Annotated in this window: 13 protein-coding genes; 4 read left to right on the forward strand and 9 right to left on the reverse strand. The window is 61.0% G+C overall.

Annotated elements, in window-relative coordinates; translation table 11 throughout:
* Nucleotide 1 precedes the first annotated feature (1 nt).
* Complete coding sequence (gene dapF / locus AC5FXY_RS01540) at nucleotides 2–790, reverse strand: diaminopimelate epimerase (protein ID WP_493554871.1); 789 nt, start codon at nucleotides 788–790, stop codon at nucleotides 2–4.
* A 12-nt stretch (nucleotides 791–802) separates the two neighbouring features.
* A complete protein-coding gene (locus AC5FXY_RS01545; RefSeq protein ID WP_493554872.1) occupies nucleotides 803–1,285 on the reverse strand; it encodes a DinB family protein in 483 nt (160 codons plus the stop codon).
* 103 nt (nucleotides 1,286–1,388) lie between these two features.
* Between AC5FXY_RS01545 and AC5FXY_RS01550 the strand changes: the two genes are divergently transcribed.
* The 3 genes from AC5FXY_RS01550 (at nucleotide 1,389) to AC5FXY_RS01560 (ending at nucleotide 4,500) form a co-directional block, all read left to right on the forward strand.
* Nucleotides 1,389–2,273: a class I SAM-dependent methyltransferase gene (locus tag AC5FXY_RS01550; RefSeq protein ID WP_493554873.1), complete on the forward strand. Its 885-nt coding sequence runs from the start codon at nucleotides 1,389–1,391 to the stop codon at nucleotides 2,271–2,273.
* Between the two features lie 121 nt (nucleotides 2,274–2,394).
* Nucleotides 2,395–3,342, forward strand: coding sequence for a Ppx/GppA phosphatase family protein (locus AC5FXY_RS01555; protein WP_493554874.1), 948 nt, complete (start codon nucleotides 2,395–2,397; stop codon nucleotides 3,340–3,342).
* Between the two features lie 96 nt (nucleotides 3,343–3,438).
* Nucleotides 3,439–4,500 (forward strand): Ldh family oxidoreductase, encoded by a 1,062-nt coding sequence (locus AC5FXY_RS01560; RefSeq protein WP_493554875.1) that lies wholly within the window; start codon nucleotides 3,439–3,441, stop codon nucleotides 4,498–4,500.
* A gap of 121 nt (nucleotides 4,501–4,621) precedes the next feature.
* Here the strand turns inward: AC5FXY_RS01560 and AC5FXY_RS01565 are convergent, their stop codons facing one another.
* Nucleotides 4,622–5,383 carry a murein L,D-transpeptidase catalytic domain family protein gene (locus tag AC5FXY_RS01565; protein ID WP_493554876.1) on the reverse strand — a complete coding sequence of 254 codons (762 nt, stop codon included), beginning with the start codon at nucleotides 5,381–5,383 and terminating at the stop codon, nucleotides 4,622–4,624.
* A 341-nt stretch (nucleotides 5,384–5,724) separates the two neighbouring features.
* On the opposite strand from AC5FXY_RS01565, the gene AC5FXY_RS01570 reads away from it, so the two are divergent.
* Nucleotides 5,725–8,100, forward strand: coding sequence for an alpha-amylase family glycosyl hydrolase (locus AC5FXY_RS01570; RefSeq protein ID WP_493554877.1), 2,376 nt, complete (start codon nucleotides 5,725–5,727; stop codon nucleotides 8,098–8,100).
* A 166-nt stretch (nucleotides 8,101–8,266) separates the two neighbouring features.
* Here the strand turns inward: AC5FXY_RS01570 and AC5FXY_RS01575 are convergent, their stop codons facing one another.
* The 6 genes from AC5FXY_RS01575 to AC5FXY_RS01600 all read right to left on the reverse strand — a co-directional run bounded on the left by AC5FXY_RS01575 (nucleotide 8,267) and on the right by AC5FXY_RS01600 (nucleotide 16,689).
* Nucleotides 8,267–10,573, reverse strand: a complete 2,307-nt coding sequence (locus AC5FXY_RS01575; RefSeq protein WP_493554878.1) for a TonB-dependent receptor — start codon at nucleotides 10,571–10,573, stop codon at nucleotides 8,267–8,269.
* 133 nt (nucleotides 10,574–10,706) lie between these two features.
* Nucleotides 10,707–11,102, reverse strand: a complete 396-nt coding sequence (locus AC5FXY_RS01580; RefSeq protein ID WP_493554879.1) for a hypothetical protein — start codon at nucleotides 11,100–11,102, stop codon at nucleotides 10,707–10,709.
* A 48-nt stretch (nucleotides 11,103–11,150) separates the two neighbouring features.
* Nucleotides 11,151–11,843 (reverse strand): HupE/UreJ family protein, encoded by a 693-nt coding sequence (locus AC5FXY_RS01585; RefSeq protein ID WP_493554880.1) that lies wholly within the window; start codon nucleotides 11,841–11,843, stop codon nucleotides 11,151–11,153.
* A 36-nt stretch (nucleotides 11,844–11,879) separates the two neighbouring features.
* Complete coding sequence (locus tag AC5FXY_RS01590) at nucleotides 11,880–13,217, reverse strand: tetratricopeptide repeat protein (RefSeq protein WP_493554881.1); 1,338 nt, start codon at nucleotides 13,215–13,217, stop codon at nucleotides 11,880–11,882.
* A gap of 134 nt (nucleotides 13,218–13,351) precedes the next feature.
* Nucleotides 13,352–15,436, reverse strand: coding sequence for a DUF4331 family protein (locus tag AC5FXY_RS01595; protein WP_493554882.1), 2,085 nt, complete (start codon nucleotides 15,434–15,436; stop codon nucleotides 13,352–13,354).
* A 383-nt stretch (nucleotides 15,437–15,819) separates the two neighbouring features.
* On the reverse strand, nucleotides 15,820–16,689 hold the full coding sequence (locus tag AC5FXY_RS01600; protein ID WP_493554883.1) for a murein L,D-transpeptidase catalytic domain family protein: 870 nt from the start codon (nucleotides 16,687–16,689) through the stop codon (nucleotides 15,820–15,822).
* Between the last annotated feature and the right edge of the window lie 63 nt (nucleotides 16,690–16,752).

A 16,752-nucleotide genomic window follows, 5' to 3' on the forward strand; every position in this document is an offset into this window, starting at 1 on the left:
GCTAAAGTGCAATATCGCCTTCAAATACAAACTCTGCCGGGCCGTTCAGGTACACGTTGGTAAACGAGCCATCGGCTTGCTGCTCAAACGACACCGACAAATCCCCACCGATGGTGCGCAATGGGACTGGGCTTACCGCCCCGCGCCGGGCTGCTGCCAGAGCTACGGCCGTCACGCCGGTGCCACAGGAGTAAGTTTCGTCCTCCACACCCCGCTCATAGGTTCGTACTTGCCAGGGCTGCCCATTGGCGGCGGGTGCTTCCACGAAGTTGACGTTGGTGCCGCCCCGTTCGCGGAAAAGGTCGCCGTAGCGCACGGCGCGGCCTTCGTCGTACACGTTGTACCCGGCCAAGGTGCTGGCAGGCAGAAAGCGGACGATGTGCGGCGAACCAGTGTTCATAAAGACGTCGTCGGCCATTTGCTCGTGGCCGGCCACATCGATCATGCGCAGACGCACCAGCCCGTCGGCGTCGATACTGGCCTCGTGCGGGCCATCGGCGGCCAGGAAGTGGGCTTTATCCTGAATGACGCCCAGCTGCTTGGCAAAGGCTACGGTACAACGGCCACCGTTGCCGCACATGGAGCCCACGTAGCCATCGGCGTTGTAGTACACCATTTCGAAGTCGTAGCCGGGCAGGGTGCGCAGCAAGATCAGGCCATCGGCCCCGATGCCGCGTCGCCGGTCGCAGAGGCGCTCCACCAGGGCATTGTCGTCGGCGGGAAAGGTACGGGCGCGGTCGTCGATCATGACGAAGTCGTTGCCGGTGCCTTGGTATTTGAAGAAATGCATGAATCAGGAACGTTAGACCAGCTTGTGCAGCAGTGCCACCTGGCCGGCATGGTACAGGTAATGCTGCGCCGTACCATGCAACAATACATAAATCAATACGCCCGAACCATCGGCTCGGTCGCGCCCCTCCCCTAGCAGTTGGTAGAGGTCGGCGGCAGTCAAAAACTGCGTTACGGCCAGCAACTGCTCGTGGGCCCGGCAAAGTTCGTGGTTGGCGCGTTGCCAAGCTACTTCGTTGGCCACAGCGGGCACGGGAGGCCAGTCTTCGGCTACGGGCGGCAGGTTTTGGCGCTGCTCAATGCGCAGCCGTACGGTATCGGTCCAGGTGGTAAGGTGCAGCACCAGTTCCCAGATGCTGTGCGCTTCCGGGAGCGGCCGCGTGGTGGCCTGCGCGGCGGAGAGGCCACGCAGCGTATCCAGTAAGGCAGGGCCCGACCACGCGTTGCCGGCGAAGGCGCAGCGGAGTTGTTCAAGGATGCGAGTAGTTTCCGTCATACCGCCAAGGGGTTGTCGTGTTCTGCTGCCGTTTGTCGTCAACCCATCCGCTGCGCTGCCGTACCTTTGCCGGCCCGCCTGCGGGGTAGCTTAAAGGTAGCGTATGTACTCATTTCTGACCACCAGTCCCTGGCCCGATTACGAGCTGATCGACAGCGGCAATTTTCAAAAGCTGGAGCGCTTCGGGCGCTACGTCCTCAGCCGCCCCGAGCCGCAGGCCGTGTGGGACCCGCACCTGCCCCAGAGCGAGTGGGACCGGGCCCACGCCACCTTCACCCGCGAGGCCGGCAGCCAGGAACGCGGCAAGTGGAAACTGAAGCCCGGCATGGCTGAGCAATGGGTAATCAGCTACGAGCGCCCCGACGGGCTGAAGCTGCGCTTTCGCCTAGGCTTGTCGTCGTTTAAGCACGTAGGCCTGTTTCCGGAGCAAGACCCCAACTGGCAGTTTATCTACGAGCAAACCAAGAAGCGCCAGGCCGCCAAGCCACGCGTGCTGAATCTCTTCGCCTATACCGGCGGGGCTACGCTGGCTGCCCGCGCTGCCGGCGCCGATGTGACGCACCTCGACTCGGTAAAGCAGGTAAATTTCTGGGCCCGCGACAACATGGAAGCCTCCGGCCTCGACGGCGTGCGGTGGCTGGTGGAAGACGCATTCAAATACGTACAGCGCGAAGTAAAGCGCGGCAACAAGTACCAGGGCCTGATCTTGGACCCGCCCGCTTACGGCCGCGGACCCAACGGCGAAAAGTGGCAGCTGGAAGATCAGCTCAACGAAATGCTGAAACTCTGCCGCGAGCTGCTCGACCCGGAAGACCACTTTTACGTCATCAACCTCTACTCCATCGGTTTCTCGGCGCTGATTCTCGACAACCTGATGGAAAGCATTTACGCGCCGTACGGCAAGCAGCGCGAAATCGGGGAAATCTATCTGCAGGACAGCGGCCAGCGCAAGCTGCCGCTGGGCACGTTCTGCCGCTTCGCCACCTGAAGCAAGGTGGAGCGGTGGCCACCACTGCGCGGGAGCCACTATTGATTTCCGTCTTATCTTGACCGCGACGCCCTATCCTTCCCGCCCGTTACTGTCTCATCTGCCATTTGTTACCTGTAACGTGTCTACTCATCACCACCAGCGCCTTGCCCTGATCGACATGGGCACCAACACGTTTCACTTGCTCATTGTGGAACTCCCCCAGCACCGCGGCACCGAGCCAACGGTGCTGCTGCGCACTAAAGTGGGCGTAAAGCTCGGCGAAGGCGGCATCAGCCAGGGAGAAATAGCTCCGGCAGCTTTTGCTCGTGCCCTGCATACCCTGCAGGCTTTCCAGGAAGAAATTGAGCTGCACCAGGTCACGGAAGTGCGAGCTACGGCCACCAGTGCCGTGCGCGTGGCCCGCAACGGATCCGAGCTGGTCAAAGACATATTCGAGCAAACGGGCATTCGGGTAGAAGTCATCGATGGCGGACGCGAGGCAGAGCTGATCTGCCGGGGCATCCGGCAGGCCGTCCCGCTGGGCCCGGAGCCGCACCTGATGATGGACATCGGGGGCGGCTCCGTAGAGTTCATCATTGCCAATGCCGACACCATCTTCTGGAAGGAGAGCTTCGAGATAGGGGCGCAGCGGCTGTTGGACCGCTTTTTTCGCCACGACCCCATGCCTCCCGATGATGTTCTTGCCGAGCATGAGTTTCTGCAGACTGCGCTGGCACCGATGCTGATGGCAGCTGAAAAGTACCGGCCGGAAAGCCTGATTGGTGCTTCGGGCACGTTTGATACCCTGGGCGACATGCAGGCGGCCCGCCACGGGGAAGACTACACCCAGCAGCCCGCGGCCCGAGCCATTTCCCTCGACAGCTTCTACCACAGTTACGATCAGCTGCTGTCGATGACGCACGCCGAGCGCCTGCAACTGCCGGGCATGACGCCGCTGCGCGCCGACATGATCGTGGTGGCTTGTGTATTAATTGATTTTGTGCTGAAGGCTTGCCGCCTACCTCGAATCACCGCCTCAGCTCATGCGCTGAAAGAAGGCCTGCTAGCTGAAATGCTGGAGGCCTGATTGAGAACTTCGATGCCCTTCTGATCGCAGGCGGCCTTGCTGCATCTTTGCGGCATATCGGCCGCCGGCTTGTCTCCTGATTCCACCCTTCACTCCATGACGTTTGCTTACCCACACCTGTTCAGCTTTGCCGAAGGCGTATTTCATGCCATGGGCTGCACCGATGAGCACGCACGCCAAGCCACCGAAACCCTGCTATCGGCCGATCTGCGCGGCGTAGATTCGCACGGGGTGGCCCGCCTCAGTGGCTACGTACGCCTCTGGGAGGCTCAGCGCATCAATGCCAAGCCGCACATCGCCGTGGTGCACGAAACGCCCAGCACCGCTGTGGTAGATGGCGACGCCGGCCTGGGGCTGGTAGTGGCGCCGCATGCTATGCGGCTGGCCATTGAGAAGGCCCGGGTGGCCGGTACAGGCTGGGTGGCCGTGCGCAATTCCAACCACTTCGGAATTGCAGGCTACCACGCCATGCTGGCCCTGCCGCACGATATGATTGGCATTGCCCTCACCAACGCTTCGCCGCTGGTGGCGCCCACGTACTCGCTGGAGCGGCTGCTGGGCACCAATCCCATTTCAGTAGCTATTCCGGCGGGCGAGCAGCCGCCTTTCGTGCTGGATATGGCCACCACGACGGCGGCCAACGGCAAACTGGAAATTCTGGAACGCAAAAACCTGCCGGCCCCTGCTGGCTGGATTCAGGACCGCGACGGGCAACCAAGTACCAATCCGGTGGAAACCAAAAACGGCGGCGCCCTGATTCCGCTGGGTGGCGAAACCGGCAGCCACAAGGGCTATGGCCTGGGCGCGACGGTCGATATTCTGTCGGCTGTGCTATCCGGGGCCAATTACGGGCCGTGGGTGCCGCCTTTCGTGGCCTTCCTGCAGCCGCCGGCCGACCCGGTGGGCCAAGGAATCGGGCATTTCTTCGGAGTGATGCGCGTAGACGCCTTCCGGCCGGCAGCCGAGTTCAAGGCGCATATGGACAACTGGATTCAAACCTTCCGCCAAGCCCGTGCCGTGCCGGAGCAGCAAGTGCTGATTCCCGGTGACCCGGAACGCCGCATGACGGAAGAACGGCTACTCAATGGCATTCCGCTCCTGCAAAAAGTAGTCGACGACCTGCGCGGTGTAGGCGAAAAATTTGGAGTAGCGCTGTAAGCGCCAGCGACCAGCAACTTTACAGCCTATCGGACATCGGGCAAGCGAAAAGGCGCTTGCGGCAGTGCCGCAAGCGCCTTTTCTTCTCCCCTCCTAACCTACTGCAAATTGCTAGCAGCGCTTATACAGATTCGCCGGTTTCGGCGGCTACGTACGCCTCAGCTGCCGCGTCGGGGTCCAGAAACTGGGATTGATACTCGGGGTCGTTGCCGTTCAGGAACATGCAGCTGCCGTTCCCCAAAGCATCGATGATGGGGGCATAAATGTCCATGGGCAGGGCAGGGCAACCGAGGCTACGGCCCAGTCGGCCGTGCTGACGGATAAAGTCTTCGCTGACGTACTCAGCGCCGTGCATTACCACTGCCCGGTCGCGGGCGTTGTCGTTGAATCCTTCGTCCAGTCCTTCCAGCTTTAGCGAGCGGCCGTGCTTGCCTACATACTCCGTATCGGTTACGTAAAAGCCCACACTGCTCATGTTGGACTCAATCACGTTGGAGAAATTGGTGGCAACGTTTTCACCGGAGTTGTGACCGTGCGCCACCAAGGTGTGAAACAACACTTTCTTCTGGTTTAGATCCAGCACCCAGAGGCGCTTTTTCGTCGAAGGCAGTGTATAATCGGCTACCGTCAGCACCCCTCGGCTGGCATTGACCTTGCCCGAAGCGCGCAGGTTTAGGTAGCCCGTGTAAGCCTTCTCGAACACCTCGTAGCGTAAGCCTTGCTCGGCCACACTCAGCTGGTTATAGAGCTGGCGCGTGCCCTGCTCATACAAATCAGCCACCAATACGGGCCGTACGGGAATTTTCCACGTCGATCCATGGGCGCGGGCTTGGGTAGAGCTAACGGGTGCTGCCAGGGGCGTCGCCAAAAACAGCGAAGCCACGAACGGTAAGGCCCGCCTCATGACTCGCCGGGCGCGGACCTTCAAACGCAAACGATGAACAACACTGTGCTTTTCCATGCTAGTTAGGCTTATAGGGCGGCGGCGGAGCTGCCGGCCTTACTCTTTATACGCGAACGAGACGGAGTCGGGCACGGCAGTTGGCAAAACGTCACTGGGCCTCTGAGGGTTCCTTAGCTTTCAGTCAGGCTATGCAATCGTTTTCTGCAATCGTTTGAATAACCTAAAATAATTACGCAACTTATCCGCCCAAATCTGGTACGCCAGCACCGGGTTTGGCTACCATTCTTTCCCCTTTCCCAACCCAAACACCGTTACTCACAATGAGAAAAATGTGGCGCGCAGCCTCCCGATTGGGGGCGCTGCTCACAATTGGTATTGCCCTATTCGGCGGGCAACCAGCGCAGGCTCAAAAGGTAGTTCTGCAAGGCTTCTGGTGGGACTACTGGAACTCCAACTACCCCAATGGCTGGGCTAATTACTTGGCCGAACTCGCCCCCCGCCTCAAGGCCATGGGCGTAGACGCCGTCTGGATTCCGCCGACCATCAAGAACGGCAACCAAGGCAACGGCTACTCGCCCTTCGACCACTACGACTTGGGCGACAAGTACCAGAAAGGCTTCACCGCCACGCGCATGGGCACCAAGGACGAGCTGCTGCGCATGGTGGCCGTGCTGCACGCCAACGGCATTGAAGTAATTCAGGACGTAGTGCCAAACCACGTCGACAACGCCGGCTCGGCCAACGGCTCGGGCGGCCAGGATCCGGCTGCCTGGGAGGATAACACCACCAGCAAATACAAGAACTTCCGCTACGTATCGTACAACTCGCCAGCAACGAGTGAAGACGCCGCCAATTACCTCGCCCGTTCGGGCCGCTGGCCCAAAAACTGGCAAAACTTTAATCCCAACCCTGGCAACAACTCTACTTCCGGCGACCTGAACTCCATCTTGTTCGGCCCCGACGTGAGCTATTACAACGGCTCCTACGGCCAAAGCTCCAACGCCACTTTCAATCCTGCCCAAAGCGCCGACTACATGCGCAATCAGGGGCGCAACTGGATTATTTGGTACAAGAAACAGGTGGGTTTCGATGGCGTCCGGCTAGATGCCGTGAAGCACTTCCCGGCTTTTGTGACGGAAGACTTCCTGTACAATCTGCAGAGCAACGCCGGCTGGGCCAATGGTGGCGCTACCATGTACGCCGTAGGCGAATGGGTAGGCGGTGCATCGCAGCTCGACCAGTGGTGCACCGATGTGCAAAACCGCGCCGGCACGTTCGATTTTTCGCTGCGCAACGGCTTGTACAACATCGTGAGCGGCGGCGGCAACTTTGACATCGGCTCCTTGCCCGGCTACCAGCAAGGCCGCCGCGTGGTGCTTACCAATGGCGTGTACGTGCACCGCACGGTACCCTTTGTAAACAACCACGACACGTTCCGTCCGCAAGTGGGCTCCACCGGCAACTACACCGGCTGGAATACCGGCTCGGAGCTGGCCCCGCACATCGATCCGTTCGATCCGCGTCTGTCGGCCACCTATGCCGCTGCGCTGGCGCTGGACGGCTCGCCGCAGATTTTCTTCGAAGACCTGTTTAACGTGGGCAACACCGGCAAGCGCTACTCGCACCGCCCCACGTCCACGGCCGATCTGCCCGTGCGTTCCGATCTGGAAAACCTGATCTGGTGCCACCAGAACCTGCGCTTCAAGGATGGCGCTTACAAAGTGCGCTGGCAGGCTGCCGACCACTTGGTCATCGAGCGTAGCACCAAGGCCATCATCGGTATCAACGACAACTTCTCGGCCTGGCAGAACCACACCGTTTCGTGTGACTTTCCGGCGGGCACAGTGCTGAAGGACTACTCCGGCGCCAACGGTACGGCGACCGTGACGGTTAGTGCCTCGCAGACGGTGGCCATCAACACGCCGCCCTGCAACGGCACCGCTGCCGGCGGCCGCCGCGGCTACTCCGTGTGGGCACCCGTGAATGCGACGACCAATTACTCGCGCCCGGTCATGGCGACCACGCAGGAATGGGAACTAGCTGACGACCTCGGCGACCGGGACAGCCGCTCCCTGGGACAAGGCGGTCAGCTACCCGCCGGCTCCACGGCTTGGCGCACGGCCGGCCGCATCTACGTAGGCGCCAACAAGACCGTGACTTACACCCTTTACCCCGCCAATGGCGCTTACTCGCTGGTAGCCGGCCTCTACAACTCGGCCGGCACCCTCGTGAGCAGCCGCAGCGGCACTGGCACGCTCACTGGCACCTATACCCCTACTGCCGACGGCTGGCTTACCATCCGGGCCCGGCAGAACGCCACCACCAATCCCGGGCAAAAGGCCTGGGTTAAGGTGACGTACACGGCTCCGGCTACTATCAATACTGCCACCGCGGGCCGTACCGCTACCGTCACGGCTACCGAGCCCAGCAGCAAGCTCGATCTGGCCGCTGACCTGCAGCTCTACCCGAACCCAACGGCTTCGGACCGCATTGAGCTTACCTTGGTAACGCCGAGCGAACAGCCCGTTACCTTGCAATTGCACGATCTGACGGGCCGCCTAGTGCACAAAGAGGCAATTAAGCTCTACCCTGGCTCTAACCCGATGCGCATGCAGCCCGCTGGCACGCTGCCCGCCGGCATTTACACCGTGAGCGTGCCCGAACTGCACCTCACCCGTAAGCTGGTGATTAAGTAGTCACTAAGCAGGCACTGGCAGCTAAAACGTGGGCAGCCGGTGTCTTTGCTGAAGGTTTACTTATTCGTACTAAAACGCCCCGGCCGCCTAGCAGCCGGGGCGTTTTGATTTTCAGTTCGTCATACTTAATTCTCTGTTCCCGAACGCAGCAGTGGCAATTGCTTTCCTAGAAAAACAGGCTAGCGTTCAGCTTGGCGAAGAATGGCGTACCCGGCGTAAAGTGCAGCTCCGATACCGGGTCGGCTTCGCCGGGAAGCCGGCTTTCGGTATCAAACTGCGCCTCGTTCCAGGTAGTATTCAGCAGGTTTTCGATACTGAAGCCGACTTGGTAGCGGCTGCGGGTGTAACTGGCTACGGCATCGAGCACGGTATAGCCGCGGGCGCGCACGGAGTTGTCCTCATTGGCTGGCCGGCTATCTACGTGCCGGTAGCGCAGGCTGGCGCTCAAGCCGCTGGGGCTTTTGTACGTGAGGCCGCCGATGCTCGTCAGGCGCGGGGCCAGTGGAATGTAGTCTTCGCCCTTAGGTTCGCCCACAGCCCGACCACGGTTGACGTTGAAGTCTACATCGGCAAAGACAGCCGCACTGATCTGGTAACGCAGCGCCAGATCCAGGCCAAAGCGGCGCGTGGGGCCGGCACTTTCCACAATGCCTTCGTCGCCTACGTACACCAGCTCATCCTGCAGGTGCAAGGCCCAAACGGCCGCGTTGATAACCAGATCCGGCACGGGCTTGAAGTTGCTTCCTACCTCGTAGCCAATGGCGCGCGGCAAGGCTTTAACGGCACCGTTCACTACGGAGCGGGCATCGTTGGAGTGAAAGCCGAAACCGGAGCGCGCAAACAGCTGCACGGCTGGGCTCAGTTGGTAATACACATTCAGCTTGGGACTGACGCGCGGTTTGGTGGCCCGGCCCGAAAGCGAATCGTAGCGGTCTTCGAGGAACCGGAATCGGAAATAATCGATGCGTACGGCAGCGTTCAGGCTGAGGCGGTCAGTCAGACTCAGGGTTTCGTCGAGCCAGGCGTACAAGTTTTGCTGCTGCACGCGGCCGCTCACCACGGTATCCGTCACCTGCCGAAGCACGGCGCGGCGCAGCGCCAACTCCGCGTCATCGGCGCGGGTGCCGACGCCAGCGGTGGAGCGCAACGTACGGCTGCCCAGGGCGTAGCTGCGCTCGTAAGTGGCGCGGTAGCCGGCAAGGTGGCGTTGCTCGTGTTGCCGAATCTGGTCGCCCACGGCGGGGTTCTCCTTGAAAAAGGTGAAGTTGGAGTACAGGTTGAAGCGGTAGCGGGTATAATACAGCTGCTGGGTCAGCACCGCGTCGTTGGGCAGGTCCAACGTCAGCAGCAGGTTGGCATTGGTGCGGTCGGTATTGCCACCTTCGGTGTTATCAATAGCGCCGAAGCGGGAAATCAGACCTTCCCGCACCGCGCGCTCCGGCACCTGCCCGGAAGCATTCCAGCGGGAATTAAAGTGCCAGCCGCTGGCCGTGAGCGTGGCGCGGTCGGAGAGTTGACCGGTGTACTTCAGCAGGCCGTTGAAGCGGTTCAAGTGCTGCGGACTGTCGAAGTAAGCATTGGTGAAGTAGTACTCCGTGGCGAGGTAAGCGCTTTCGCGGCGCTTCTGACTGAACAGCCGGCCGCGGTTGCCGAGCAAGTCGAGCATCAGCAGGCCGCGGCGAGTATCAAACTGACCCACTTCCACCTTGGCTTGATTTTGCTCCAAGCTGGTTTTGGTGGTGAACTCACCCGCGCCGGCCGTGGCAAAATCGCCAAAGCGCGCCGTGTAGGGCCCCTTGTACACGCGCAGCTGCTCCACCGTTTCGGGTATCACAAAGTGAAAATCGGCGTAGCCCTGCCCGTGGGCATGCGACACCATGTTTACCGGCAGTCCATCGATGCTCACGGCGAAATCGGTGCCGTGGTCCACATCGAAACCGCGCAGAAAAATCTGCTCAGCCTTGCCGCCGCCCGCGTGCTGAGCGATAAACAGCCCCGGCACCAGCCGCAGCAGGTCCTGGGCCGAGTTGACGGGCCGCAACTGCCGGTCGATGTTGGCAATGGCTGCCACGCTCTGGTTCAGGTCGCGCGGCTGAGCCACGGTCACCTCCGCCAACTGCAGCGCCGTAGCAGTCATGGCAACCGAAACATCGCCCGGCACCCCATCGGCAACGGCTACGCGCACCTCCTCGGAGCGGTAGCCCAGCGCCGACAGGCGCAGTTGGTAAATGCCCGCAGGCAAGCTGCTGATGCGGAAGCGGCCTAGCTCATCGGTGGTAGCACCGTTTGGGAGGTCCAGCACCTGCACCCCTACCCCGCCGAGCGGGCGGCTACTCAGCGAATCGAACACGAAGCCGCGAATGATGCCCGTGGTCTGAGCCGGCGCCGCGAGGCCTAGCAAGCAACACAAAAGCGTAAGCAGTGCCCGGCCCGTGCCATAGCGCGGGCTACTCATGCGTAGCAGTGCGGTCATAAAAAAAGTCGGAGAATGATGCCCCGTGCGGCAAACCCAGCCGGCGGGCATCCAAACAATGGATAAGTAAAGCGTGGTGGCAGCCAGCAACGGCTACCCGGAAAGCGCGGCCCTAGGCCGCACGACTCACTACTTATCCGCGTCGTGGCGGCGATTCAAGCACTTTCATTTCTCCCGCCGTGAGAGCCGGCACCCACCGCGCATAGGCGGGCCGGGGGTGGCGTAGGGTGAAACGGGGCCACAGCACTGCTGTTTCCGCCAGACAGTGCAGGTCGAGCCCTTTCACCTGCGCCAGTACGTGCTGCCACGCGTCGTCGCCCGGCAACTGCTGCTCCACGCGCTGCTGATTGCCGTTGCAGCGGTCGAAGCAGTCGAGGCGCATGTAATTATCGCGCTGGCAGCTGGCACTGTGCTCGTAGGCCCGCAGGGGCTTGTGCCGTTCCCAAGCATCGTCGCGGCCAATGCAGCCGGTGCCTACTACCGACAGGTAGTTGAGCAAGAGCAGCAATATGGCGAGCTGACGAATCATGGGGAGAAGTGAGTATTGAAAAATGTGAGGTGTAATGGTTGTCGGCGGCTAGGCGAAAAACACGCGCTCCACCGTCCAGTAAACCGCAACGCCGGCAATGAGCAGTGACATGGGTACGAGCACGCGCTGCCGGTACCAGGGCTTCTGCCCAAACCAACGCCCTACCAGCAGCCAGGCCAGTAGAATGATGGCCAGTTGCCCGAGCTCCACGCCGATGTTGAAGCTCAACAAGGCCTCGAAAAACAGGTGTCGCGGCAAGCCGATATCAGCCAGTACCCCGGCAAAACCCAGCCCGTGCAGCAGCCCAAAGCCGAACACAATGGCGATGCGCCCCGGGTACAGCCGGCCGGCAATGAGGTTTTCGAGCGCTACAAAAAGAATTGTCAGCGCAATGAGTGGCTCCACGATGGCCGGCGCCGCCGTAACTACGCCCGCCGCTGCTAATCCCAATGTAATTGAGTGCGCAACGGTAAAAGCCGTGGCTTGCAGCAACACAGGCTTCAGCTTCGGCTCCAGCACAAATAGGCTCAACACGAACAGAATATGATCGAGGCCCAAGGGCAGAATGTGCTGAAAGCCCAGCCGAAGGTAACCCCACATGGCCTGCGGCCGCGACAGGCGGTCGATGTCCACGTTGTCGAAGGGATGCGCGGCGGCAGCCAAGGGCAGCAACAGCAGCACCAGCGGCAGCAGCCAGCGGCCCAGACGGGAAGCAGATGAGGCGGTAGCGACGGGAAGCATGCGGAGCAAAGCTTGGAGGCTAGAATAAATTGGAACTTACTGCGCCGCTGCTACCAGCGTAGGTTGGGGTTCGGCCGGGTCGGTTTGCAGGTGTGGGTTTAGCGCGCGGGCCTGGCGTAGCAGGGCCTGCCCGCCGGCCACGTCCCCGTTGCGCACGGCAATGCAGCCGGCGCGGTAGAGCAGCTGCGGATTTTGACAACCGGTGCGGCGGGCTTGCTGCACGTAGCGCTGGGCTTCGCGATACTCGCCACGGCGGTAGTGCACCCAGGCCATGGTTTCGCACACGTCAATGTTGTCGGGGCGGCGCTCGTATTCGGTCCGGGCGTGCTGCAGAGCTAGCTTTAGCTCACCGGCTTTCAGGTAAGCATAGGCCAGCTCGCGGTCGGTGTAGTGGCCTTCGGAGTCGTCTTCGTCCTCTGTGTTGGCGTGGGCTTTGAGGCTTTTGATGACTTCCTGAGCCGCCGCAGCTGCTTTTTGCGGCTCGCGGTTCAGGCGGTAAAGATCGGTAAGCTCGTCGGTGAAGGCGTAGTCCTGAACTTGGGCGCGGGCCAGCTGCAGGTGCTTAATGGCGGTGGCATAGTCACGGCGGGCGCGGGCTACGCGAGCTAGGCCGGCCAGGGCATACGCGTAGCCGGGCCGCATTTGCAAGGACTCTTTATACAGCGCCTCGGCACTAGCTAGGTCACCGGTATTCTCAAGCAAGTGGCCGAGCATCACGCGGCACCATTCCGTTTGTTCGAAGCCCGGTACGCCGGCTTTCACAGCCATCAACATGGCTTCCTTCGCACCGTTCAGGTCGCCGTGGATTTCGCGCAGGTAAGCCACGCGGGCGTAAGCGCGTAAGTCGGGCCGGAGCTGATTCATGCGGTCGGCAGCCTGCACGGCTTCTTTGTAGCGGCCCAGTTCCACGTGTGCGTCGCAGAGTAGGCCTTGCACGAAACCGTTGTAGGGGTTCAATTCGGCAGCCTGTTCGGCCAGTCGCAGCCCCTGGGCAAAATGGTGCTGCGAAAGGCTGATGACGGCCTTGGTGCAGAGAGCTTCGAAGTTGTTGGGCTGCTCGCGCAGCACGTCGTTGATGAGCCGCAGTGCGGCGGCATCGTAGTACGGATGGTCGCCGGTGATGCGGCCTTCCTGCACGTAGAGCTGCGCCAGTTGCAGGCGCGCTTCCTGGTCTTCGGGTTTTTGCCGCAGCCTGGCTTGCAGGCCATCCACCGCTTGGCGGGTGTTCAACCACTCTCCGCTCAGGGCAGCGGTGCCCTGCCGGGCTTTTAAAGCGGGTACTGCCGTGGGCTGGCGGTTCAGCAGCACTACCGCTACCGATACCCCAAAACCAATCAGCAGGAAAAAGTAGAGTATGCGTCGGCCAATAGACATGAGAACAGCGGAGGTAAAACCTACAATGGGCGCCGGGCAGAGCACCGGCGCGCTCGGCATCACCAGCAAACCACGGAGCCGCCCTTGTTAAGCGACTCCGTGGCTATTACTGATGCATTAGAAGCTGCCGACGACTAGTCTTTGTGCAGCACGTGAATGGATTGTAGCGTGGTCTTGCCCGATTTGATGCTCACCACATACTGGCCAGCGGCCAGTCTGCCGGGCTTCCAGCTAAACTCGTGCAGGCCGGCGCTTACCATCTTGCCGCGTACGGGGGTATCCACCAGCCGGCCCATCATGTCGACCACCGTGATGGTAATGGGCATGCGCATGGCCACTTCGTAGCGAATAGTTGCCGATTCGATGAACGGGTTCGGATACACCTGCGCTTGCAGCACCTGCGGCTGCAGCCCCAGGCCCGGTCCCCGTTGCGAAGTCACCGTCGTTTGGGCGGTGGTGCCGCGCCACGGCGTCTGCAGGTAGGGGAAGGCGGCGCGCAGCGTCGTGTCGTTGGCGCTGATGCCGTCGTTGTAGCCCAGTACACTTTGCAGGCGCGGCGTCACGGGGTTGGTCCCACCAGGCGTGTAGTCGTCGTACCAGAGGCCGATGGCAGCCAGCACCACACCACTCACTGCCTGTAGCTCGATGCGCTCCACGTCATCTTCCAAGCGACGGCCATTTGGGAAGCCATCCATGTTCGGTATGTTTTCCAAGTTGGCGTTGCCGTTAAAGCGCGCATCCGTCAGGCCGAGCACCGCGGCTTGCAGCAGGCCCATGCTGCTGAAGTCAGCCGAGTTGCGCGGCGTAACCGGCACGGCCATGTTCAAGCGCAGCATATCGCCCTGCACCGGCAGGAAGTTGTTGATAAAGGGCTTGCCGGCGGCCAGGGGGTTACCGTTTTTACCGGTGGCCAGCTGGTATGGACGTAGGTTGGGTACGCCGGTATGGAAGATTGGCAGCAAGTCTACCGAGCGCGGTTTGCCGGGGCGCAGCAGGTACGGGCCAAACGTAGGATCGGCAAACACGGTACCGGCTACCGCTGCCGAGCCTGCCAGACCGGATAAGCCGGCGGCCCCGTTGCGGAAGTCAAATCCGTTGGCCGGCAGGCCGGGCGCCCCCGCCAAAGAGCGGCTCTGGATGCGCAGCGCCGAGAAACCGGGCACGGCCTGCCCGAAATAAGTCTGGCCGTTGGCCATGCCTTCGGCCATGTAAAGGCCTAGCTCCGGGTTCATGAAGTACTCGTCGAAAGCCCGGTTCTCGGTGTAGGGCGTGCGCGAGTTCCACTCGTCTTTGCTACCGATGGGGTTTACGGCCTCGTTGGTGAGCGGCATGCCCAGGCGCGACACCTGCACAAAGTTGCCGGAATGCGTCTGGGTACCGTTGGTGTTCAGCGTACGCAGAGCCGGGCGGCTGGCCGAAGCCCACACGCCAATGACGAAGTCCGGATCAAGAATGTTGACGGCCTGCGAAGGCGTTTTGCCGTCTTTTTGCAGCATGCTGATGGGTATCTGCAGCGCAATAGCGTGCACGTTCTTGCGCGCCAAGCCGTCGCGGGCGCGGCCAGCAGCTCGGATGTTGCCCAAGTCAGCAATGCCGCCAATATCCACAAAGAACGGATCATCCACCGAGCCGCAGAATACCTTCATGCCGTTGCCCAGGTCGCGGATGGCACTGGTCATGAGGGTGTTGTACGAGCCGGCGTTTAGGCCTACCGGGCTTTCGATCAGGCGCGGGCCACCGTTGTATGGCGGCACTACGCCGTTGGTCACCAGGGTGGTAGTTTGCCCGCCCTGTACCCGCTCCATGGTGTAGGTGGTTTTGAGGTTCTGCTGCCCCAGGCGCGCGTAGAAGAACGTGGTCGGGTCTTCGTTGGTGCGCGTGAAGGTGAAGCGGTACACAATGTCGTCACCGGTCGTGGTGGCGCTGTTCTTGACGTGTATCTCGTAGCGCACGTTTTCCCCAAAGGTGTAGTAGTTGGGGCCGGCCTGCGGCAACTGCATCGGGATGTAGTTGGCGATGATGGTTACCTTATCCGGGTCGTCAGGCGAGCGGAAGGCGTACACATCGGTGTTGTCGGCTACAGGGTCGTCGGCAATCAGTGGCGCTTCGCGGTGGCTTGAGGCTTCTAGCGGCGCATGCAGCGCGCTGTAGCTCACAACGCCTAGCGCCGTGGCTGCCGACAAGCCCAAGAAGAGTAACGGGCGGAAACCGTTCTTCATAGGATTTGGGGTGAATGGTTGGGGAATAAAAAACAGCTACTCGCCGTAGGCAAGCAGCGAAAGCGCATGCAACGATTAGGCGGCTTGCCGCCCATGCCTGCCTCTTAGGAAAGTAGCCTAGCCATTTCCCCACCGACAGCGAACTGCATCTGAATAACGCTTGCTGGCCAAGCGCCTACCCCAAAGCAATTCCATGTTCACCCTCCACCGACGGAACAGCGCATGCTATTCCGCGGCGTCTTGTACGTAGTCGGATGTAACTACCCTAGCACTTACGATATGAATTGTATATATGGATTTACAAAGTTTAGTTTTCCACGAAAAACTTTCAACTACCTATAAATTAGCTTATCAATAACGATGATTACTTTCCAGCTTCTCTGCTACCACTGCTTACTTCGTTCCCAAAAACCACTGGCCGCCAAGGGCTGCAGATAAGCTGAAGTGTATTGTTCATCGTGGCCGTGAATAAACAGGCAGCTGCCAGCTGGGAGGTCTTTGATGATTCCACGGTATTGATCCGGCGGCAAGGCGGGGCAGCCGCGGCTGTTGCCAAGCTGACCATACTGCTTTAAGTAATCCGCGGCCGCGTATGAGGCCGCGTGCAGCACTACGTAGCGGTCGATGGCGCGCCCGTTGTGGCCCTTGTCCAGCCCGTGTAGCCGCTGCGAAAGACCGTGCTTGCCCTGGTATGTCTCGCCGGTGCGGTAAAAGCCCAGCGCAGTGCACGCCGACTTCAGCCGATCAGAAAAGCGGCGGGCTCGCAGCCCGCCCGAACCGCGCCCGTGCGCCACGTGGCTGTGGTGCAACAAGCGCGCCCGGCGCAAATCAATTACCCACAGCCGCTGCTCAGAGGAAGGCAGCTCCATATCGGCCACCGCCAGCACGGCCAGGCCCGTCACGCGTCGTTGCCGCCGCAGGTTCAGGTAGCCCACGCAGGCGCGCTCCAGCACTTCCGGCCGCAGCATTTGCGCTTCGGGCCCTAGTTGGGCATGCAGCGTTTGAATAGCCACGCGCAAAGAATCCGATAGATCGGCCAGCGGCGCTAGCGGCTGCGGCTGCAGCGAATCGGCCAACCCCGGCCATAGCTTTAGTGGTGCAGTCTTCGTAGTAGCCAGGTGAGCTGGCAGAGCGTTGCTTACCAGGCTGGCGGCTGGCTGGCCGGTGCTGGCTTCTGGCTGCTGACACGCGCCGGCGCCCCAACTTAGGGTCACCCACAACCCCAAACGAGTAATCGTTGTTACTTTATTCATGAGCGCTGCTACCCTGCGGCTACTTGACTGCCCCGGCGGCAGTTTCCGTTGTACTTTTGCGCC

It is taken from the genome of Hymenobacter sp. FMD4, from assembly GCF_058932745.1.